This is a genomic window from Sodalis sp. dw_96 (assembly GCF_018449575.1).
In the GTDB taxonomy this organism is placed as follows: Bacteria; Pseudomonadota; Gammaproteobacteria; order Enterobacterales; family Enterobacteriaceae; genus Acerihabitans.
Genome location: NZ_JAAVUT010000009.1, coordinates 181,971 through 202,314, shown reverse-complemented (window position 1 = coordinate 202,314; position 20,344 = coordinate 181,971). Strand labels below are relative to the sequence as shown.

The 20,344-nt window shown below is 56.9% G+C and carries 20 protein-coding genes, 1 pseudogene and 1 riboswitch; of the genes and pseudogenes, 16 read left to right on the top strand and 5 right to left on the bottom strand.

Features of this window, described 5'->3' with window-relative positions; translation table 11 throughout:
- The first annotated feature begins 437 nt into the window (after window positions 1-437).
- Window positions 438-2,459 carry an excinuclease ABC subunit UvrB gene (uvrB, locus tag HB631_RS15385; protein WP_213992045.1) on the top strand — a complete coding sequence of 674 codons (2,022 nt, stop codon included), beginning with the start codon at window positions 438-440 and terminating at the stop codon, window positions 2,457-2,459.
- A 105-nt stretch (window positions 2,460-2,564) separates the two neighbouring features.
- Here uvrB and yvcK read toward each other — a convergent pair whose 3' ends face one another.
- Window positions 2,565-3,476, bottom strand: coding sequence for a uridine diphosphate-N-acetylglucosamine-binding protein YvcK (gene yvcK, locus HB631_RS15380; RefSeq protein WP_213992044.1), 912 nt, complete (start codon window positions 3,474-3,476; stop codon window positions 2,565-2,567).
- A gap of 255 nt (window positions 3,477-3,731) precedes the next feature.
- Window positions 3,732-3,876: riboswitch (molybdenum cofactor riboswitch) on the top strand.
- Here yvcK and moaA point away from each other — a divergent pair.
- The 15 genes and pseudogenes from moaA to HB631_RS15305 all read left to right on the top strand — a co-directional run bounded on the left by moaA (window position 3,867) and on the right by HB631_RS15305 (window position 17,725).
- Window positions 3,867-4,853, top strand: a complete 987-nt coding sequence (gene moaA, locus HB631_RS15375) for a GTP 3',8-cyclase MoaA (RefSeq protein ID WP_213992043.1) — start codon at window positions 3,867-3,869, stop codon at window positions 4,851-4,853. Its footprint overlaps the riboswitch before it by 10 nt.
- Window positions 4,854-4,873: 20 nt before the next feature.
- The gene (gene moaC, locus HB631_RS15370; protein ID WP_213992041.1) at window positions 4,874-5,353 is read left to right on the top strand and encodes a cyclic pyranopterin monophosphate synthase MoaC; all 480 of its coding nucleotides are present in this window, start codon (window positions 4,874-4,876) and stop codon (window positions 5,351-5,353) included.
- Entirely contained in the window at window positions 5,353-5,598 is a 246-nt protein-coding gene (gene moaD, locus HB631_RS15365) for a molybdopterin synthase sulfur carrier subunit (RefSeq protein WP_213992040.1), read from the top strand. Before moaC ends, moaD begins: the two co-directional genes overlap by 1 nt.
- A gap of 1 nt (window position 5,599) precedes the next feature.
- Window positions 5,600-6,061, top strand: a complete 462-nt coding sequence (moaE, locus tag HB631_RS15360) for a molybdopterin synthase catalytic subunit MoaE (RefSeq protein ID WP_213992039.1) — start codon at window positions 5,600-5,602, stop codon at window positions 6,059-6,061.
- Between the two features lie 278 nt (window positions 6,062-6,339).
- Entirely contained in the window at window positions 6,340-7,050 is a 711-nt protein-coding gene (locus tag HB631_RS15355) for a Bax inhibitor-1/YccA family protein (protein WP_213992038.1), read from the top strand.
- Window positions 7,051-7,108: 58 nt separating this feature from the next.
- A complete protein-coding gene (locus HB631_RS15350) occupies window positions 7,109-8,098 on the top strand; it encodes a D-cysteine desulfhydrase (RefSeq protein WP_213992037.1) in 990 nt (329 codons plus the stop codon).
- Window positions 8,099-8,237: 139 nt separating this feature from the next.
- Window positions 8,238-8,993: an L-cystine ABC transporter ATP-binding protein TcyN gene (gene tcyN / locus HB631_RS15345; protein ID WP_213992036.1), complete on the top strand. Its 756-nt coding sequence runs from the start codon at window positions 8,238-8,240 to the stop codon at window positions 8,991-8,993.
- 237 nt (window positions 8,994-9,230) lie between these two features.
- Complete coding sequence (gene rhlE, locus HB631_RS15340; RefSeq protein WP_213992096.1) at window positions 9,231-10,652, top strand: ATP-dependent RNA helicase RhlE; 1,422 nt, start codon at window positions 9,231-9,233, stop codon at window positions 10,650-10,652.
- A 319-nt stretch (window positions 10,653-10,971) separates the two neighbouring features.
- A complete protein-coding gene (gene dusC, locus HB631_RS15335) occupies window positions 10,972-11,913 on the top strand; it encodes a tRNA dihydrouridine(16) synthase DusC (protein WP_213992035.1) in 942 nt (313 codons plus the stop codon).
- A 123-nt stretch (window positions 11,914-12,036) separates the two neighbouring features.
- On the top strand, window positions 12,037-12,708 hold the full coding sequence (locus HB631_RS15330) for a DUF1345 domain-containing protein (protein WP_213992034.1): 672 nt from the start codon (window positions 12,037-12,039) through the stop codon (window positions 12,706-12,708).
- A gap of 102 nt (window positions 12,709-12,810) precedes the next feature.
- Window positions 12,811-13,683 carry a sugar ABC transporter permease gene (locus HB631_RS15325; RefSeq protein WP_213992033.1) on the top strand — a complete coding sequence of 291 codons (873 nt, stop codon included), beginning with the start codon at window positions 12,811-12,813 and terminating at the stop codon, window positions 13,681-13,683.
- A 19-nt stretch (window positions 13,684-13,702) separates the two neighbouring features.
- Window positions 13,703-14,503 (top strand): annotated as a pseudogene (locus HB631_RS15320) (carbohydrate ABC transporter permease); the annotation flags it as partial.
- Between the two features lie 10 nt (window positions 14,504-14,513).
- Window positions 14,514-15,338, top strand: coding sequence for a phosphodiesterase (locus tag HB631_RS15315; RefSeq protein WP_213992031.1), 825 nt, complete (start codon window positions 14,514-14,516; stop codon window positions 15,336-15,338).
- Entirely contained in the window at window positions 15,338-16,414 is a 1,077-nt protein-coding gene (locus tag HB631_RS15310; RefSeq protein WP_213992030.1) for an ABC transporter ATP-binding protein, read from the top strand. The genes HB631_RS15315 and HB631_RS15310 overlap by 1 nt, the downstream gene beginning before the upstream one ends.
- A gap of 18 nt (window positions 16,415-16,432) precedes the next feature.
- A complete protein-coding gene (locus HB631_RS15305) occupies window positions 16,433-17,725 on the top strand; it encodes an ABC transporter substrate-binding protein (RefSeq protein WP_255557034.1) in 1,293 nt (430 codons plus the stop codon).
- Between the two features lie 94 nt (window positions 17,726-17,819).
- Here HB631_RS15305 and HB631_RS15300 read toward each other — a convergent pair whose 3' ends face one another.
- From HB631_RS15300 to HB631_RS15285, 4 genes are all read right to left on the bottom strand, one after another.
- Complete coding sequence (locus tag HB631_RS15300; RefSeq protein ID WP_213992028.1) at window positions 17,820-18,443, bottom strand: glutathione S-transferase; 624 nt, start codon at window positions 18,441-18,443, stop codon at window positions 17,820-17,822.
- 397 nt (window positions 18,444-18,840) lie between these two features.
- Window positions 18,841-19,410 carry a TetR/AcrR family transcriptional regulator gene (locus tag HB631_RS15295; protein WP_213992027.1) on the bottom strand — a complete coding sequence of 190 codons (570 nt, stop codon included), beginning with the start codon at window positions 19,408-19,410 and terminating at the stop codon, window positions 18,841-18,843.
- A 54-nt stretch (window positions 19,411-19,464) separates the two neighbouring features.
- Window positions 19,465-19,926, bottom strand: coding sequence for a nuclear transport factor 2 family protein (locus tag HB631_RS15290; RefSeq protein ID WP_213992026.1), 462 nt, complete (start codon window positions 19,924-19,926; stop codon window positions 19,465-19,467).
- Between the two features lie 92 nt (window positions 19,927-20,018).
- Window positions 20,019-20,306 (bottom strand): YjcB family protein, encoded by a 288-nt coding sequence (locus HB631_RS15285; protein ID WP_213992025.1) that lies wholly within the window; start codon window positions 20,304-20,306, stop codon window positions 20,019-20,021.
- Window positions 20,307-20,344: the final 38 nt, after the last annotated feature.

Here is a 20,344-nt window from a genome sequence, read left to right as displayed (position 1 = left end):
GCGAGAGCAGGCGCGGGCTCGTCGCATTTTGCCTGTATTCTCCACGCTTTTTTTAATTGCTATAAATACAACTGGTTAATTAAAATCAAGCAAATTTGTCCAAACGTTGTCAACGCTATGTCATTTTACGTCAGTCTTGACAGCCTGATGAATTACATAACGCTTTGTAAGAAAATCTTTCAAAACGGATGAATGGAAGCGGCACTTATTCCAAATAGGGATCGGTGATGATCCTTGCGCCCGAGCCGAGATAGAGTATTATAATACTGGTTTTGTATCCAGTGCCGATGCGCTGGCAAATTAACCGCTCTGTCCCCATACTCTACATCTACAGTTGACATACCAAGGTTGACACGTACTACAGTTGACATCAGTAATGAAACAACAGCTATGAAACATCAGCCCGTCTTTCTTTTCTCCAGCAGGTAGCCCAGTAAATGAGTAAAGAGTTCAAATTGCACTCGAGCTTTAAGCCCTCCGGCGATCAACCGGAGGCTATCCGTCGTCTGGAAGAGGGCCTGCTGGACGGTTTGGCCCACCAGACATTATTGGGGGTGACCGGTTCGGGCAAGACGTTTACCGTGGCGAACGTGATTGCCGATCTTAACCGGCCCACCATGGTCCTGGCGCCCAACAAGACCCTGGCGGCCCAGCTCTATGGCGAAATGAAGGCTTTTTTCCCCGATAACGCGGTGGAATATTTCGTCTCTTATTACGATTATTATCAGCCGGAAGCCTATGTTCCCAGCTCGGATACCTTTATCGAGAAAGACGCTTCGGTAAACGAACATATCGAACAGATGCGGTTGTCCGCCACCAAAGCGCTGCTGGAACGGCGCGATGTGATCGTCGTGGCCTCGGTGTCGGCCATTTACGGCCTGGGGGATCCGGACGCCTATTTGAAAATGATGCTGCATCTGACGCGGGGAATGATTATCGATCAGCGCTCGATACTGCGCCGCCTGTCGGAGCTCCAGTATAGCCGCAACGATCAGGCTTTTCAGCGCGGGACCTTCCGGGTGCGGGGGGAAGTTATCGATATCTTTCCGGCTGAATCCGACGAAATTGCCCTGCGGGTGGAATTGTTCGATGAAGAAGTGGAACGTCTGTCACTGTTCGACCCGCTGACCGGCCAGGTGGCGCAGACGGTGCCGCGTTATACCATTTATCCGAAAACCCACTACGTTACTCCGAGGGAGCGGCTGTTGCAGGCCATGGAAGACATCAAGGTCGAACTGGCGGATCGCCGTAAGAACCTGTTGGAGAACAACAAGCTGCTGGAAGAACAGCGCCTGTCGCAGCGGACCCAGTTTGATCTGGAGATGATGAATGAGCTGGGTTATTGTTCCGGCATCGAAAACTATTCCCGTTTTCTGTCCGGCCGCGGGCCGGGCGAACCGCCGCCGACCCTGTTCGATTACCTGCCCGCCGACGGCCTGCTGGTGGTGGATGAATCCCACGTCACTATTCCGCAAATCGGCGGCATGTACAAAGGGGACCGTGCGCGCAAGGAAACCCTGGTGGAATACGGTTTCCGTTTGCCTTCCGCGTTGGATAACCGGCCGCTGAGGTTTGAGGAGTTCGCCGCTCTGGCGCCCCAAACCATTTACGTCTCCGCGACACCGGGTAAATATGAACTGGAAATGACCGGCGGCGAGGTTATCGATCAACTGGTGCGTCCCACCGGTTTGCTGGATCCGCAAATTGAAGTGCGGCCGGTGACCACCCAGGTGGATGACCTGTTATCTGAAATCCGTAAGCGGGTATTGATTAACGAGCGTGTGCTGGTGACCACCCTGACCAAGCGCATGGCCGAAGACCTGACCGAGTATCTGGAAGAGCATGGCGAGCGGGTGAGGTACCTGCATTCGGACATTGAAACCGTGGAGCGGGTGGAGATCATCCGCGATCTGCGGCTAGGGGAGTTTGATGTACTGGTGGGGATTAACCTGTTGCGGGAAGGGTTGGATATGCCTGAGGTCTCGCTGGTGGCCATTTTGGACGCCGATAAAGAGGGTTTCCTGCGTTCGGAACGTTCCTTGATCCAAACCATCGGCCGCGCCGCCCGTAACCTGAACGGCAAAGCCATTCTGTATGGCGACAAGATTACCCCCTCCATGGCCCGTGCTATTGACGAGACTGAACGCCGGCGGGTCAAACAGCACGCCTACAATCTGGAACACGGCATAATCCCGCAGGCCCTCAATAAGTCAGTGGCGGATATTATGGATTTGGGGCAATCCCCGGCCCATGCCAAACAGAAAAAACGTAAGGCGATGGAAGACGCAGCGCATTACAACACTCTTTATGGCGCTATGACGCCGAAAGCCGTGGATCAAAAAATTCGCGAGCTTGAAGCAAAAATGCAGGCCCATGCGCAGAATCTTGAATTCGAGCAGGCGGCGGCGGTGCGGGACGAAATACACGCGATGCGAGAACACTTTATCGCTATTTCGTGACAGGGGGCCGATGGCGCACCCGGCGTATATTGCCGTCATTTATTGAAGGCGGGAAAGAATCGAACGCGCGTAAGCAAGAGTTTCGTGGACTGATGGCAAATTGCCTCAGCCCACTAATGACACCAGCTTTTCCAGCGCGTCCCGCAGCAGCACGCGGTCGTGATGGTGAGGGATATCCAAGGCCGCCAAAGGCTGTTGGATCGCCAGGCGTTGCCGTGCGTCGGCCGCATCGCTGTCCGGCCCGAGTATCAGCCCATCGATTCTTTGTTGTCCGCCGATGGCCCGCTCCATCAGGTCCAGTTTTTGCCGCAGGCGCAGATTGGCGGCGGCGACGCTCAGCTCACGGCCCAGGTTATCGATATAGATCAGCGGGGCCCGGCTTTGGCGCAGGGCCTGGGTGAGATCCGGCAGCAGCAGCAGAGGCATCAGGCTGGTTAAAAAGCTGCCGGGTCCCAAGAGGATAAGATCCGCCGCCGATATCGCCTCCAGGGCTTCAGGGGTGGCGGTCACCGTGGGGCAAAGCCCCAGGCCGATGGGCAGCTCCCGCAGATTATCCACCGCCACTTCGCCGTAAATGATTTCGCCGCCGGCGGCCTCCGCCTGTAAATCCACCGGTTGTTCCGACATGGGGATTAACTGCGCCTCAACCTTCAGTAAACTGCGTATCAAATTAATGGCTTCCAACGGGCGGACGCTTAAATCGTCCAGGGCGGTGAGCATCAGATTGCCGAGATTGTGGCCGGCCAGTTCTCCCCGACCGCTGAAACGGTATTCAAACATCGCCGCCGCGATACTGCGTTCTGGAACAAGCTGGTTAAGGCAGGTACGCGTGTCACCCCAGGCAATGCCGCCTTGGGTCAGCCTGATGCGTCCGGTGGAACCGCCATTGTCGGTGGTGGTAACAATACCGGTCAATCCGGAACCCAGGGAAGAAAGCGCCGACATGGCCCGCCCTAAACCATGGCCGCCGCCCAAAGCCACGACATGCTTCAGTTTCGCCAGGGTGGGATTGCCCATAACACTCCTCAAAATAGGTATCAATAACCCCGTTATGCTTAAAATAGCGGATTCGGTGCTAAAAGCGAGGCTGCAAAGCGATTTACGCGTATTGACTCGCAATCTTTTGAAAAATCGGACTATAAATGCATCAATGTTTCGCTATATATATGTTTATATAGCGAAATTTCCCGACCCCGGCCATGGCTAAGGTAAATGATTAGGACTAGAATGAAGGCTGAACCCGGTTTTGCCGTCGGAGTGCTGCTCCGGCGTGTGAACCCGAACTCCTAGCCTTTATGCCTAAGTGGCTCCCGGATGAGCGATAGGGTGTATTGGCCGTGGTCCCTCAGGCCACCAGGGTGCAGGATAGAAATGTCCGCATCTCCCGTATTTGGAAAGGTGTTAACGGTGCCACAACTCATTGATGCGTTTGCGCGCAAATTTTACTATTTGCGTCTGTCGGTCACGGATGTCTGTAACTTTCGTTGTACCTACTGTTTGCCCGACGGCTACCGGCCTAACGGAAACACCAACAAAAGCTTCCTGTCGCTGGATGAAATCCGGCGCGCTACCGGAGCATTTGCCGATTTGGGGACGGAAAAAGTCCGTCTGACCGGCGGTGAACCCTCCCTGCGCCGTGACTTCTGCGACATTATCGCCGCGGTTCGCTCCCATGCGTCCATTACCACTCTGGCGGTGACCACCAACGGTTATCGGCTGGCGCGGGATATCGCTTCCTGGCGCGCCGCCGGCTTGACGGCGCTTAACGTCAGCGTCGACAGCCTGGATGCCCGTCAATTCAAGGCCATTACCGGACAGGACAAGTTCCTGCAGGTTATGGCCGGCATCGACGCGGCGTTCGAGGCCGGGTTTGCCAAGGTCAAGGTGAACACGGTCCTGATGCGCGACGTTAACGATATCCATCTCGACGCATTCCTGGCCTGGATTAAATCCCGGCCGATTCAACTGCGTTTTATCGAATTGATGGAAACCGGCGACGGCGGTGAACTATTTCGCCGGCGCCACGTTTCCGGTGACGGCATCCACCGGCGCTTGCTGACCCTTGGCTGGGAATTACAGCCACGCGGGCGTACCGACGGTCCCGCCCTGGTGTTCCGTCATGCCGACTATCAGGGAGAGATCGGTCTGATTATGCCTTACGCCAAGGATTTTTGCGCCAGTTGCAATCGTCTGCGGGTTTCGGCAACCGGCAACCTGCATCTCTGCCTGTTCGGCGAAGAGGGCATTCCACTGCGCGATCTGCTGGACCGCGACGAATCCCTGGAAGCGTTAAAACTGCGCATCGCCGGTGGGCTAACGATGAAAAAACAGACCCATTTCCTGCATCAGGGCAATCCCGGCAGTACCCGCAACCTTTCGTTTATCGGCGGCTGAGACCCGGCAAGGAGTACGTAATGTCATCCCTCACTCATATCAACGCCGACGGCGAAGCGTTCATGGTGGATGTTTCCGCCAAAGACGAGACCCGGCGCGAAGCAAGGGCCGAGGCCTATGTCAGCATGTCGGCGTCTACTCTCGACATGATCGTCGAAGGCAAACATCATAAAGGCGATGTTTTCGCCGTCGCGCGCATCGCCGGCATCCAGGCCGCCAAACGGACCTGGGAACTTATTCCTCTGTGCCATCCGCTGGCGCTGAGCAACGTCGAGGTGCACCTGGAAGCGCAAACCGCCCATAACCGGGTACGCATCGAAACCCGTTGCCGTCTCACCGGCAAGACCGGCGTGGAAATGGAAGCCCTGACCGCCGCATCGGTGGCGGCGCTGACCATTTACGATATGTGCAAAGCGGTGCAAAAAGATATGGTCATAGGCCCGGTGCGTCTGTTGGCGAAGAGCGGCGGCAAATCCGGCGATTTCGAGGCGGCCGCCTGATGATAACCGTGCTTTTTTTTGCTCAGGTCCGGGAATTGGCGGGTGTGGACCGCCTGACGGTGGATAGCGTCTACGGCACGGTGGAAGCGTTGCGTCTGGCGCTGTGCGATCGGGGTGATCGCTGGTCGCGGGCGCTGGAGCCGGACACACTGCTGGCGGCGGTCAACCAGGCGCTGGTGAGCCGGGATCACCCTCTGGCGCCCGGCGACGAAGTGGCGTTCTTTCCGCCGGTCACCGGGGGCTGAAATGGTAAATACCCGTATTCGTATCAGCGAGCAGCCGTTCAGTATGGCGGATGAGTATGCCTGGCTATCGGACTGCGATGAAGACGGCGCGGTGGTCACTTTCACTGGCAAAGTGCGCAATCATAACCAGGGAGACGCGGTGACGGCCCTGACCCTTGAGCATTACCCGGGCATGACCGAAAAAGCCCTGGCGGAGATTGTGGATGAAGCCCGGCGCCGCTGGCCGTTGCAGAGGGTGACGGTGATTCATCGGGTAGGAGAGCTGCGGGCGGGAGACCCGATTGTCCTGGTGGGTGTCAGCGGGGTCCATCGCGGCGCGGCGTTTGACGCCGCCGAATTCATCATGGATTACCTTAAAACCCGCGCCCCTTTCTGGAAGCGCGAGACCACACCGGACGGCGGTCGCTGGCTGGATGCCCGTCCCGGCGATCGCCAGGCGGCGGATCGCTGGCGGTCTGATTAAACACGGCTTCAATGGCCCGCGGGGCCGTTTAACCGCCTTGTTAATCCGCCGCGCCGGCCGCTTTTTTTTACCATTGACCCTTTATCGGGCCAGGGGTTTTTGTGATAAGCTTTGTGGTAAGCTATAGGTAGGTGGGTCGTAGCTATGCCTTAGTAACGCATGCTTGTAAAAATGCATGCCTTGATAAAGCATTCCCTGATTATGCATGCCTTAATATGGATAGTGTAATCAGGTCAAATTACGGCCTTGGTTTTCCGTATACGTTAAAGGTGACAGTCATGGATCGATTCCCCCGTTCTCAGGGTTCCATTGTGGAACGTGCTGATGCCGGTATTCAGCCATTTATGGCACAGGTGTATGGCTGGATGACCTGCGGATTGTTGTTGACCGCGTTCGTTTCCTGGTACGCCGCGCGTACACCGGCGGTGATGAATCTGATTTTTTCCAGCCAGATCACCTTCTTCGGCCTGATTATCGCGCAGCTGGCGGTGGTGTTCGTGATTTCCGGCATGGTCAGGCGCCTGAGCGGCACGGTGGCCACCGGGTTGTTCATGCTCTATTCCGCCCTTACCGGGCTGACGCTGTCGAGCATTTTTATCATCTACACCGCCTCGTCCATTGCCGGGACGTTTGTGGTGGCCGGCGGCATGTTCGGCGCCATGAGCCTTTATGGTTACACCACCAAACGCGACTTAAGCAGCTTCGGCAACCTGCTGTTCATGGCGCTGATCGGTATCGTGCTGGCATCGGTGGTGAATATCTGGCTAAAAAGCACCCAACTGATGTGGGTAGTGACCTATATCGGCGTGCTGGTGTTTGTCGGCCTGACCGCCTATGACACGCAGAAGCTAAAATATATGGGTTCGCAGCTTTCAGCGGATGATAAGGATAGCTACCGCAAATACTCCATCGTCGGCGCGCTGACCCTCTATCTGGACTTTATTAACCTGTTCCTGATGCTGCTGCGCATTTTCGGCAACCGCCGCTGACCCTTGAAGCGCGCCGGCCGGGAAACATTGATTTTCCCCCCGGCGCCGGAGACGGATAATGGATTTATCACTGCGGCTGGCGGATTATCCACGCCTGGACCTTATTGGCCCACCGACACCGCTGGAATACCTGGCGCGGTTATCCGATTACCTTGGCCGGGAAATCTTTATCAAACGGGACGATGTTACGCCGCTGGCCATGGGCGGCAACAAGCTGCGCAAACTGGAATTCCTCGCTGCCGATGCCTTGCGCCAGGGAGCCGATACCCTGGTGACCGCCGGCGCCATCCAATCCAACCATGTCTGCCAGACGGCGGCGGTGGCGGCAAAACTGGGCCTGCGCTGCGTCGCGTTATTGGAAAATCCCATCGGCACCCGCGCCGACAATTATCTTACCAACGGCAACCGGCTGCTGCTGGATCTGTTCGACGTGGAGGTGATGTCTTGCGAGGCTCTCGATCAACCGGATCAACAGCTGGCGGACATCGCCGAACGCCTGGAAGCGCAGGGATTCAGGCCATATGTGGTGCCGGTGGGCGGTTCGAACGCGCTGGGGGCGTTGGGTTATGTCGGCTGCGCCATTGAGATTGCCCACCAATGCGACGGGCTTATCCGGCCGGGCAGCGTGGTGACCGCCTCGGGCAGTGCCGGCACCCATGCCGGACTGGCGCTGGGGCTGCAGATCCTGCTGCCGGAAACCCGGGTCATCGGCGTTACGGTATCCCGCACCGCCGAACAGCAGCGCCCGAAAGTGGCGGCTTTGCGGCAGCAACTGGCCCAGGCGCTGAATGTCAATCAGCCGCTGGCTGATATCGTCCTGTGGGATGACTATTTCGCTCCCCGTTACGGCATGCCCAACGAGGAAGGGCTGGCGGCTATCAAGCTGGTCGCGCGTCTGGAGGGGATTTTGCTCGATCCTGTCTATACCGGCAAGGCCATGGCGGGGTTGATAGACGGCGTCAATCAAGACCGTTTCCCCGACGGCCCGATCCTGTTTGTGCATACCGGCGGATCACCGGCGCTGTTTGCTTATCATCCCGCTGTGTAAATCCCGTGCCCCTTATGTCTTTTACCCCATGTACCAGACTTTTTTGATTGATGCGTCGGTTCCCCGGCCATGTTAATCTGCTGAAAAAAATCCATCCGGCCAAGGTTATCCGCCATAGGGAAGCACAAAGGGAGTCGTCATGAGCACTATTGAAGTCAGGCAACTGGTAAAAACCTTCAACGGACACCGGGTGCTTAACGGCATCGATCTTTCAGTGGAGACAGGCGATGTGCTGGCGATTGTCGGGCCCAGCGGGTCGGGTAAAACCACGATGCTGCGCAGCATCAATTTGCTGGAAGAACCGGATAGCGGCACTATCAAGGTGGGTTCGATTCTTATCGACGGCGCCCGGCCCCTGAGCGCACAGAAGCGGCAAATCAGGGCCTTGCGCCAGCAGGTCGGGTTCGTATTCCAAAACTTCAACCTGTTTCCCCACCGATCGGTATTGGAAAATATCATCGAGGGGCCGGTGATTGTCAAAGGCGAGCCGCGGGAAGAGGCCATCGAACGGGCGCGTGCCCTGCTGGCCAAAGTGGGATTGAGCGGCAAGGAAAACGCGTATCCCAAACGCCTATCCGGCGGCCAGCAGCAGCGGGTGGCCATTGCCCGTGCGCTGGCAATGCGTCCCGAGGTTATCCTGTTCGATGAGCCGACATCGGCGCTGGATCCCGAACTGGTGGGGGAGGTGTTGAATACCATCCGCGCGCTGGCGGAGGAAAAACGCACCATGATCATCGTTACCCATGAGATGAGTTTTGCACGCGATGTGGCTGACCGGGCCATCTTTATGGATAACGGGGCGATAACTGAACAGGGCGCGGCCAAAGATCTTTTTACCCACCCGCAGCATGAACGCACGCAGCAGTTTCTGAATAAATTTCTCAATGCCGGCTAAGGGTTATTGCGTTTTATGCTCGCCGGGTCCGCTGGCCTAAGGGCTAACGGACGATGTAACAACAACCGGATTACAGTTATTTATCCGATACCCATCCCATTTTGTTACTATTTTTGCTACAATCCTTGTAATAGTTTTCGTCCGTTCACCATGGAAAGGCTTAGCCTCCCATCTGATTATCCCCCTGAGCGCAGAATGGCTGGCGACGTCGGGGCGGATCTGGAGTTTTTCAATATTATGTCATTCGAATCACTTGGCCTGAGTGCTGAGATTTTGCGTGCGTTATCCGACAAGGGCTATGAGCAGCCGACGCCGGTGCAGCAACAGGCAATCCCCTATATTCTGCAGGGCCGCGATATTATGGCCAGTGCACAGACCGGCACCGGCAAAACCGCCGCGTTTACCCTGCCGATACTTCAAATGCTTAGCCAAAATCCATTGGCCAAGAACCGCCGTCCGGTGCGGGCGCTGATTTTGACGCCCACCCGTGAACTGGCGGCGCAGATTGGCGAGAATGTGGTTGAATACAGCACCCAGCTCTCCATTCGTTCGCTGGTGGTTTTTGGCGGCGTCAGCATTAATCCGCAAATGATGAAGCTGCGCGGCGGCGTGGATGTCCTGGTGGCAACCCCGGGACGTCTGCTGGATTTGGCACAGCAGCGCGCCGTCGATTTGTCGGCGGTGGAAATTCTGGTTCTGGACGAAGCCGATCGCATGCTGGATATGGGCTTTATCCATGATATTCGCCGGGTGATGAAACTGTTGCCGGCTAAAAAGCAGAGCCTGATGTTCTCGGCGACGTTCTCCGATGATATCAAGGTGCTGGCCAATACCCTGCTGAATAATCCGGCATCGGTGGAAGTGGCGCGTCGCAACGCCCCCGCCGACCAGATTGAGCAATGTGTTCATCTGGTGGATAAAAAACGCAAACGGGAATTGCTGTCCTATATGATAGGCCATCACGACTGGCGTCAGGTGCTGGTCTTTACCCGCACCAAACATGGCGCCAATCATTTGGCGGAATTGCTGAATAAAGACGGCATCACTTCGGCGGCGATCCATGGCAATAAAAGCCAGGGCGCGCGTACCCGGGCGCTGGCGGATTTTAAGCAAGGGCAAATACGCGTGCTGGTGGCCACCGATATCGCCGCCCGCGGGCTGGATATCGATTTGCTGCCCCATGTGGTGAACTATGAACTGCCGCAGATTGCGGAAGACTATGTTCACCGTATCGGTCGTACCGGTCGTGCCGACGCTACCGGCGAAGCCTTGTCGCTGGTGTGTGTCGATGAATACGGTTTGCTGCGCGATATCGAACGTATGCTGAAAAAACCGATTCCGCGCATTGCGTTGCCGGGATATGATCCGGATCCGACCATCAAAGCCGAGCCGTTACAAACCGGACGCGGCAGTCGTACCGGCAGCGGCCCTTCTCGTGGCGCTCCGTCCCGGGGTGGTCCACGCAGCGGCGGCGGGCGGGAAGGCAACGGCGGTTCTCACGATAGCGGTAGCCGCGATGCCAGGCCTCCCCAGCGTCGCCGTGACACTGACGGCGCATCGCAGCCAGGGCGTGGCGGCGCCCCGCGTCGCTCCGCCGGTTCGTCTTCCTCCTATGCCGGTTCCGGCGCGCGGGACAGCCGCAGCGGCAATAAAAAATAGGGGCGCGCGCTCCCTTTAACAGGCTCGGTTCAAGCTTCAGTGATGGCGGGCCTAGCGTGCCATGTGGCGCTCCGCGAGCGGAAAAACCACGCCCGCTTTGACCACATTGGCGCGCTCTCCCTTTAACAGGCTCGGTTTAAGCTTCAGTGATGGCGGGCCTAGCGTGCCATGTGGCGCTCCGCGGGCGGAAAAACCACGCCCGCTTCGACCACATTGGCGCGCTCTCCCTTTAACAGGCTCGATTTAAGCTTCATTAATAGCCATTGATTTTTCCTGCTCCAATCCCCTACTATGGCGCGATCTTTTTTCCGGATATCTCATGCGCGTTTTACTGGCCCCCATGGAGGGTGTTCTCGATTCGTTGGTGCGGGAATTGCTCTGCGGCATTAACGATTACGATTTGTGCATCACCGAATTTCTGCGGGTGGTGGACGGTCTGCTGCCGGTAAAAAGTTTTTATCGTCTGTGCCCTGAACTTCACCGGGCCGGCCTTACCCCGGACGGCACGCCGGTGCGGGTGCAATTGCTGGGTCAATATCCCCAGTGGCTGGGGGAGAATGCCTTGCGGGCGGTGGAACTGGGATCGCCCGGTATCGATCTTAACTGCGGGTGCCCGTCGAAAACGGTGAACGGCAGCGGCGGCGGGGCGACGCTGCTTAAAGATCCCGAACTGATTTACCAGGGGGCCAAAGCGATGCGCGAGGCGGTACCGGCCTCTCTGCCGGTCACGGTGAAAATCAGGCTTGGCTGGGACTCCTCGCAACGGAGCCTGGAAATCGCCGACGCGGTACAGCAGGCGGGGGCCACCGAACTGGTGGTTCATGGCCGCACCAAAGAGGATGGTTATCGGGCGGAGCGCATCGACTGGCCGGCCATTGCCGCCATTCGCCGGCGCCTGACCATTCCGGTTATCGCCAACGGCGAGATTCGCGACTGGCAAAGCGGACAGGCCTGCCGGGCGGTCACCGGCTGTGATGCGGTGATGCTCGGGCGCGGCGCCCTGAGCGTGCCGAATCTCAGCCGGGTGGTAAAATATAACGAGCCGGTCATGCCCTGGCCGTCGGTGGCGGCCCTGTTACATCGCTATGTCAGTTTGGAAAAATCCGGCGATACCGGCCTGTATCACGTGGCGCGCATTAAACAATGGCTGGGTTTCCTGCGAAAGGAGTACCCGCAGGCGGCGACGCTGTTTAATGCGATCCGGACGCTGAATAGCGCCGAAGCCATCGCGGCGGTAGTCCGCCGCGAGTGCGCGTCATGATAAAAAACCGGTCCGGACCGGTTTTTTTACGTATGCTGTCCGCCGGCCCCTCCTCGCGGCGACTGGCGTTCGGCTCCCGGTAGGCTACGCTATCATCATCTTCTTCAAGGCACGGTCCAATCGATGAGTCTGCTTTTGCTACATCCGGTAAAACATTATTTAACCGCTCGTCCGAGATTGCTGATCGCCGTCGGCGCCGGGATCCTGGCTTATTTTTTGTTGCCTGCGAGCTTTTCTACGCTGATGCGCCTGACCATCAGTTGGAATGTGCTGGCCTGGTTATACCTGGTTTTCCTCTGGTGGCTGATGATGCGGGCCGAGGAAGAGGATATCAGGCATATCGCCCGTATTCAGGACGAGAGCGCCACGACGGTTTTGTCGCTGGTGAGCGTAACCTGTCTGGTGAGCATCCTGGTGATTTTGCTGGAACTGAGCACGGTGAAACAGCTGTCGGGAACCTCCAAGGTTATGCACCTTGTCCTGACCGGCACGACGCTTATAGCGTCCTGGGCTCTGTTGCCTACGACATTCGCCATGCATTATGCCCATCTGTTTTACCGAACCCGGGCGAAGCCGGAATTAGCATTGCTATTTCCCAATGATTTACGAAAACCCCGTTATTGGGATTTTTTATATTTTTCCTTTACCATCGGCGTGGCGTCACAAACCGCCGATGTCGCCATCGGCAGTTCGGATGTCAGGCGCATTGCTCTTTTGCAGTCGGTATTATCCTTTATTTTCAACCTGGTTATTCTCGGCTTATCCATAAACGTCTGCGCCGGGTTATTGAGCTAAAGGGAAGGGAGTAAACGGGGCGTTAAACATAACTGACTTAAAACTGTCAAAAACGGCCTATAGGATAGGATGCACTTGAAGCCGTTATGCAGAAGTCTTCTTATGCGCAAACGCCTGTTTCCCTATTTGCTGCTGGCACCCACGTTTATTTTCCTCGTCGGTTTCACCTATCTTCCGTTATTCCGCGCCCTGATTGACAGCCTGCATGATTCCAGGCTTTCCACCGACAATCCGCCTTTCGTCGGCATGGACAATTTTATCCGCCTGTTTCAAGACCCGGTGTTCTGGCTGTCCCTCAGAAACAACGGCGTTTATATCCTGCTGACCGTCATACCCGGTATCGTGCTGGCCCTGGTTCTGGCGGTGTGGCTGACGGAGAACACCCGCGTAAATCGCTGGCTGCGCACGGCGTTTTTTTTCCCTACCATTATTCCCTTGGTGGGCGCAGCCACCCTGTGGACGTTTATTTTCATTCCCAATCTGGGCCTGCTGGATTATTACCTTGGCAAAGTGGCCGGTCCGCTGTCGGTGAATTACCTCGGCATGGGGAACAGCGCGATGGTGGCCCTGGCGGCGGTGGGTATCTGGAAGTTTGCCGGCTATTACATGCTGTTTTTCCTGGCCGCCCTGCAAGGCCTGCCGGCTTCGCCGCGGGAAGCGGCTATTATGGAAGGAGCTGGCCAGCGGCAGGTATTTTTTTATATCACCCTGCCGCTGATCAGGCCAACGCTGAATTTTGTCATCATTATCGCCTTGGTCTATGCCATCACCCAAATCGATCATGTGGTGATCATGACCCAGGGCGGCCCCAACAATGCCACCTCGGTGGTGCTGTTTTATATCCAGAACCTGGCCAACAACAGCCACGATTTCGGTAAAGCGTCAGCCGCCACATTCTTCACCATGGTCGCCCTGTTTGTGATTTCCATTCTTAATCTGCGTACCCTGGAAAAGGGGGTGCACTATGAGCGTTAAACCGCGCTTCCCGCTGCATACCCTCGCGCTGCTGCTGATCTGCGCCGCCCTGCTGTGGCTTACGCCGATATTCTGGATGATTTCATCCACGTTCAGCGCCGACAGTTTTTCCCCCGCCATGGCGTCGATCCTGCCCCGCCGGCCCTTGACCTTCGGCACGTTGGACGAGGCATGGGAGAGCGCCGATTGGCTGCGGTTATATGGCAATACGCTGATTTTCGCCCTCGGGACGTTTGCGGTACAGCTGGTGACCATTACCACGGCGGGCTATGTGTTTGCCTATCACCGGTTTCGCGGCAAAACCACCTTGTTTTACCTGCTGCTGATTCAATTGATGATCATGCCGGTCATGCTGATGGTGCCCAATATGATGACGCTGCACCAGCTCGGCCTGCTCAATACCCTGACCGGGACCATGCTGCCTTATTTCGCCTCGGCCTTCGGCGTTTTCCTGATGCGGCAGGCTTTTCTCAATATTCCCCGCGAGCTGGAGGATGCGGCGCTGATGGAAGGTTGCCGCTGGTGGCAGGTGGTGGCGCATATTCTGCTGCCCATGACCCGACCCGCGCTGCTGGCGTTCGCTACCGTCTCCATTACCTATCATTGGAACGAGTTTCTCTGGCCGCTGATGGTCTTGAACGATCCCGATAAGCAGGTGCTTACCGTGGGCTTGGCGTCCTTTGCCCTGGGAGCGGAATCCGGCGGTCAGTGGGGGCTTATCAGCGCCGGATCCCTGATGGTCTGCCTGCCGCTGATGGTGGCGTTCATTCTGTGTCAAAAGCATTTTCTCAGTAGTTTTGGCTTCTCCGGTATCAAATAAGAGGACGATTATGTTTATTGCTCAACTTTCCGATCTTCACTTTCGCCATCAGGGAACGAAGCTGTATGACTTTATCGATGTCAATGCCGCCAATGGAGAAATTATCAACCGGATCAATGCGCTGGCGGAACGGCCCGATGCGGTGATTATCACCGGCGATATCGTCAACTGCGGCGAGCCGGGGGAGTATCGTCTGGCCCGCCGCATGCTGGGCATGCTGGACTATCCGCTCTATGTCATTCCCGGCAACCATGATAACAAGGCTTTTTTCCTTGACGCCTTCAGTGAGCTTTGTCCGCAACTGGGCCAGGATCCGGAAAATATCGCCTATCAAGTGGATGATTTCCCGGTACGGCTGCTGTTTATCGACAGTTCGGTGACCGGCGCCGCCCACGGCCATTTAAGTGAAAATACCCTGCGCTGGTTGGAACGGGCGTTATCTCAGGACGATAAAGAGAGTTATGTTTTTATGCATCATCCGCCGCTGGCGTTCGGCTCGGCGCAGATGGATCCCATTGCCTGTGACAACGGCATGGCCCTGTTGGCGCTGATTGAGCGCTTCGGCCACCTGACGCGAATATTCTGCGGTCATGTGCATCGCATGATTGCCACCCAGTATCGGCAGGCGCTGATTTGCTCCGCTCCCGCCACCGTGCATCAGGTGCCTTATTACCACTCGGACGATCGGGCTTATTACAGCCTTGAACCGGGCGCCATGATGATGCACAACCTGGTGGATGGGGTAGGGTTGGTGAGCAGCTACCACTCTCTGGCGCACTATGCCGGGCCTTGGTTATACGATCCGCGAATCAGCTGCCCGCTGGATACGTTCTGATGTCTTTATTGTCAATCGACGGCTTGACCAAACGCTTCGGCGAGGTGGATGTCCTGCGGGAGGTGACGCTGGACATCCGGGAAGGGGAATTTCTGGTGCTGGTAGGGCCTTCGGGATGCGGCAAAAGTACCCTGCTGCGGATCTTGGCCGGTCTGGAGCAGCCCACCGCGGGCCGCATGCTGTTTAACGGCGCTGACATCGTCAACCGGACCCCACGGGAGCGCAATTTCTCGCTGATTTTCCAAAATTATGCCCTGTTTCCCCATATGACGGTGAGAAATAACATTCTGTTCGGCATGAAAATACGCGGCGAGCCGGCGGCGGGATTTCCCCAGCGGCTGGCCAAGGTGGTGGATTTGCTGCAATTGCAGCCGCTGCTGGATAGAAAACCGTCCCAGCTTTCCGGCGGCCAGCGGCAGCGTGTGGCCATGGCGCGGGCCATTATCCGCGAACCGGCGCTGTTTTTAATGGACGAGCCCTTATCCAATCTTGACGCCCGGCTGCGTGGCGAAGTACGCGACGGCATTATGGCGCTGCATGAGAAGCTGAAGATCAGCACCGTTTACGTTACCCATGATCAAATCGAAGCCATGACCATGGCGGACCGTATCGCGGTTTTACATCAGGGCCGTCTGCAACAAATCGGTACGCCGGAATCCCTTTACCGGCGACCGGCCAATCTGTTCGTGGCGGGGTTTATCGGCACACCGGCCATGAATATCCTGAAACTTCCCTGGGGCGACGGTAAGGCCTGGCTGGCGGGGCGACCCATCGACGGGCCGGGGGGCAATGCGGTGCAGGACTACGGGGAAAAGGAAGTCTATTTCGGAATACGTCCCGAGCACCTGGCGGAGGACCGGCAATACGGTTTTCTCCACGGCCAGGTAGTGCGGCGAGAGCTGCATGGCGCCGAGTATCTCATCGTTTTAAACACCCCGGCGGGGGTTATTCAGTATCGCCGGGAAAACCGCGGCGCTATTCCGGCCCCCGGGCAGGAGGTTTCTCTCTCGTTTTCACCGCTGGATAGTTATCTGTTTTCGGTGGTTAACCACCATACGCTTTTATGGGAGCACTAAATGAAGATATCAGGTTGGATGCTGCTGATGGGCGGCGTGGCGGCAAGCGGCGGCGCCTGGGGGAAAGAGGCCATTGACTTTATGTTTCCCGCCCCGGTGGACGGTAAGCTGACGATGGAAATGACCCGCATCATCAAAGAGTTCAATCAATCCCAGCAGCGGGTTGAGGTGCGGGGCATTTTTACCGGCGGCTACGATACCACCAAGGTTAAGGCGGAGTCGGCGGCCAAAGCGGGTTCCCCGCCGGCGCTGGTGATTATGTCCGCCAATTTTACCGTCGATCTGGCGCTGAAGGATGAGATTTTACCCATGGACGAATTATTTAAATTCTCACCGGACAAGCAATCGGCGACGGCTTTCCTGCAAAAAAACTTCTGGCCCGCGGTACAGCAGAATGCCCAGGTGCTGGGCCAGACCTATGCCATCCCTTTTCATAACTCCACCCCCATTCTTTATTATAATCGCGATCTGTTCCAACAGGCGGGCATAAGCCAGCCGCCGCGGACCTGGTCGGAACTGGCGGCGGACGCCAAAAAGCTCACTAATAAAGACAAAGGCCAATGGGGCATAATGATTCCGTCCACCAATGACGATTACGGCGGCTGGATGCTTTCCGCGCTGACCCATGCCAACGGGGGCAACTGGTCAAACGACAACTATCCGGGGGAGGTGTATTACGACACTCCCAGCGCCCGGGGGGCCCTGCAGTTCTGGCAGAATCTGGTGTATCGCGACGGGGTGATGCCGGCGGGGGTATTAAATACCAAACAAATCAGCGCCGCGTTTTTCTCCGGTAAACTGGGCATGGCGTTGCTGAGCACCGGCGCATTGGGTTTTATGCGCGATAATAGCCGCGATTTTACCATGGAGGTGGCGATGATGCCGGCCCAGCAGCGGCAGGCGGTGATTATCGGCGGCGCCAGCCTGGTGAGTTTCAAGGGCATCAGCGAAGCGCAAAAGGCTGCCGCCTATGAATTTCTCACCTATCTCATCAGCCCCGACGTGAATGGCCAATGGAGCCGGTTCACCGGTTATTTCGCGCCGCGCATGGCCGCTTACGATACCCCGGCCATGAAGGATTATCTTGCCAAGGATCCCCGAGCGACGGTGGCGCTGCAACAGCTGCAGTATGCCCATCCCTGGTACGCCACCTATGAGACGGTGGCGGTGCGTCAGGCCATGGAAAATCAGCTGGCGTCGGTAGTCACCGACAAATCGCGCCTGGTGGCGGATGCGGCTCGGGACGCCCAGCGCCAGGCGGATGAAATCATGAAACCCTATGTGGCGCAAACGGCGTTGAAACAGCCCTGAGGCCGGGGAAATTCTCAGACTTGGGCTTGTTTACAAAGTGCCTGTGCCGCCTTATTGACTCCGAATACATTTGTCTGCAGTTTAGAGCCGGTTATTAGGGCTGTCCGTTTCTGCCATGGGCCATAAAGGCCGGCCGCTGGCTTAATCGCTCATAATAGGCGCTCACCGCCGGCAGGTCGGGGCGCTGGAGCGGGGTGGAGAACCAGCGGTTGACCGAAAGACCGATGGGAATATCCGCCAGGGTGAATGCCGAACCCGCAACGTACGCGTTGGTGGCGTTAAGCTGGTTATTGAGGATCGACATTTTCCCGCTCCAGGCGGCGGTGGCGGCTGTGATGCGGTCGGCATCGGGATATTCAGGGTTGTGTCGTACCAGCGCGCTGAAGACATAGCTCCAGGCCGGATTGAGTTCGGCGGCTTGCCAGTCAATCCATTGGTCGATGCCGGCGCGGATTTTGGGGGCCGCCGGGTATAACAACTCGCCTCGGTAGGCGCGCGCCAGGTAACGGATAATGGCATTCGATTCCCATAAGACAAAGTCCTGATCCTGGATAACCGGCACCATGGCATTGGGGTTCAGCGCGAGAAATTCAGGGCTCTGGGTGGATTTAAACCCGTTGCCCCAGTCCTCGCGCTCATACTCGATGCCTAACTCCTCACAGGCCCACAAAACCTTACGTACATTAATGGATGAAGATCTGCCCAGTATTTTCAGCATAGGCTTCCTTTACAATCAACGTTAGGGTGACAATGGCCCAGCCATACTGGCATTTTTTCAAGCCGCTGGAAATAAGAAACCGTCGGGTTATCTCTTGGCGAGGTTATTGGCAAAGCGTCTGGTCGGGACAGGCTGCTAGATCGTAGCGATATAATAAACCTGCCGAGAACCCATCCTGGGGGCTCGGTCCGCGCGATTACGGCTACCCTCCCTGGTAGCCGCCCTTCGGGCCGACGTCTGACGGCGTATTGGCCCCTGGCGCGGACGGTTTACTCTTTCAGCATCCTGTCCCGCCTCTTTGGCTCCCAGAACGTTTGCCAGTAGTTTGTGCCGGTTATCTCACTGCGGTGCTATCCATCGGGCCATCGGGGGTGGGGCGCAGCATGTTAAATTCCCGCTATGGTGGCGGCAACCGGTCTTCCAGCCGCTGTTTCAGACGTTGCAGGCTACGGGGAAAGAATTCAGGATCGTCAAGGGCGCGGGCCAGGATCAGGGCGCCCTGGATAGCGGCAACCGTGTCCTCCGCCAGGATGGCGGCGGTGGCGCCGTCAACCCCGGTGCGTTGCAGGGCGCGATCCAACGCGGTTATCCACCGTTTGAAATAGCCGCTGATGGCGCCTGAGAACCGATCCCGCGTACCGTCCAGGGCAAACGCCCCCACCAGGCAAATGCGTTTACCTGATTGGAAATAGCCATCCACCGCCCGCCACATGGCGTTAAGGGCGTCGCGTGGGGTATCCCGCTCCAACGGCACAAAGATCTGCGTGGCGAACCACTGGTGGATATGCAGTAGCACCGCGGTGGCCATCTCCTCCTTGCCGGCGGGAAAAAAGTGATAAAGGCTGCCTTTTCCCAGGCCGGTGCCCTTGGTTATGCGCACCAGGGAAGCGCCCTCAAACCCGCACTCACGGAATACTTCGGCGATGCGGGCCACCAGCTCGGTTTTTGCGTTTTCTTTACTGTTCAATCAATTGGCGCCTTGCCTTTGCTATGCCTTTACCAAAACCTTTACGGCAAACGACTACAAACCGAAATCGGACAGACCGGGATGGTCGTCGGGACGCCGGCCCAGCGGCCAGAAAAAGCGGCGATCGTCGCTGGTAATGGGCAAATCATTGATACAGGCAAAACGGCGGAACATCAGTCCCTGCTCATTGAATTCCCAGTTTTCATTACCGTAGGAGCGAAACCAGTTTCCGCTGTCATCGTGCCATTCGTAAGCGAAACGTACCGCGATACGGGCACCGGTAAACGCCCACAGTTCTTTGATTAGCCGGTAATTCAGCTCCCTGGCCCATTTGCGGGTCAGGAACGCCACCACTTCCTCGCGGCCGGTAACGATTTCAGCGCGGTTACGCCATTGGGTATCTTCGGAGTAGACCAGGGATACCCTGCGGGGGTCGCGGCTGTTCCAGCCATCTTCCGCCAAACGGACTTTGGCGATTGCGGTGTCCACAGTAAAAGGGGGAACCAGGTTAGCCATGATAAGAGCCTTTTGCATGAGTAGAGATAAGACTGTACCGATCGGTACAGTTTTTGGCAAGGGTTATCTTGGGTGCGCTTAAGGCATGAAGATCAGGTAATCTGCCAATCCGGCGGGGTATGGGCGACAATATATTCCCCCAGTTCTTTCAGACCGGCACACACGTTGCGCCAGTGCGCCAATTCCATCGAGAGGGTAATGCCCAGCAAGCCGGTGACAAACCAATAGGCCATGCCGATACCGACGCCGGTGAAGATAAAAGCGAGGGTATTTTTACTGGATTTGCGGCATACAACGTTTAACGTGCTGGAGAAAAACATCATCACAGCACTGAGCAATTCCCAGCGCATCATCTCAAAGCCTGCGGCCAGCGTACCCATGTGGAACTATCCTCTCGTTGATTAGGTTGTGGTAATTT

Excerpts from the sequence above, each read along its gene's own strand:
- uvrB (WP_213992045.1), top strand. The coding sequence starts at position 438 with ATGAGTAAAGAGTTCAAATTGCACTCGAGCTTTAAGCCCTCCGGCGAT.
- yvcK (WP_213992044.1), bottom strand. The coding sequence starts at position 3,476 with ATGGGCAATCCCACCCTGGCGAAACTGAAGCATGTCGTGGCTTTGGGC.
- moaC (WP_213992041.1), top strand. The coding sequence starts at position 4,874 with ATGTCATCCCTCACTCATATCAACGCCGACGGCGAAGCGTTCATGGTG.
- moaD (WP_213992040.1), top strand. The coding sequence starts at position 5,353 with ATGATAACCGTGCTTTTTTTTGCTCAGGTCCGGGAATTGGCGGGTGTG.
- moaE (WP_213992039.1), top strand. The coding sequence starts at position 5,600 with ATGGTAAATACCCGTATTCGTATCAGCGAGCAGCCGTTCAGTATGGCG.
- HB631_RS15355 (WP_213992038.1), top strand. The coding sequence starts at position 6,340 with ATGGATCGATTCCCCCGTTCTCAGGGTTCCATTGTGGAACGTGCTGAT.
- HB631_RS15350 (WP_213992037.1), top strand. The coding sequence starts at position 7,109 with ATGGATTTATCACTGCGGCTGGCGGATTATCCACGCCTGGACCTTATT.
- tcyN (WP_213992036.1), top strand. The coding sequence starts at position 8,238 with ATGAGCACTATTGAAGTCAGGCAACTGGTAAAAACCTTCAACGGACAC.
- rhlE (WP_213992096.1), top strand. The coding sequence starts at position 9,231 with ATGTCATTCGAATCACTTGGCCTGAGTGCTGAGATTTTGCGTGCGTTA.
- dusC (WP_213992035.1), top strand. The coding sequence starts at position 10,972 with ATGCGCGTTTTACTGGCCCCCATGGAGGGTGTTCTCGATTCGTTGGTG.
- HB631_RS15330 (WP_213992034.1), top strand. The coding sequence starts at position 12,037 with ATGAGTCTGCTTTTGCTACATCCGGTAAAACATTATTTAACCGCTCGT.
- HB631_RS15325 (WP_213992033.1), top strand. The coding sequence starts at position 12,811 with ATGCGCAAACGCCTGTTTCCCTATTTGCTGCTGGCACCCACGTTTATT.
- HB631_RS15315 (WP_213992031.1), top strand. The coding sequence starts at position 14,514 with ATGTTTATTGCTCAACTTTCCGATCTTCACTTTCGCCATCAGGGAACG.
- HB631_RS15310 (WP_213992030.1), top strand. The coding sequence starts at position 15,338 with ATGTCTTTATTGTCAATCGACGGCTTGACCAAACGCTTCGGCGAGGTG.
- HB631_RS15305 (WP_255557034.1), top strand. The coding sequence starts at position 16,433 with ATGCTGCTGATGGGCGGCGTGGCGGCAAGCGGCGGCGCCTGGGGGAAA.
- HB631_RS15300 (WP_213992028.1), bottom strand. The coding sequence starts at position 18,443 with ATGCTGAAAATACTGGGCAGATCTTCATCCATTAATGTACGTAAGGTT.
- HB631_RS15290 (WP_213992026.1), bottom strand. The coding sequence starts at position 19,926 with ATGGCTAACCTGGTTCCCCCTTTTACTGTGGACACCGCAATCGCCAAA.
- HB631_RS15285 (WP_213992025.1), bottom strand. The coding sequence starts at position 20,306 with ATGGGTACGCTGGCCGCAGGCTTTGAGATGATGCGCTGGGAATTGCTC.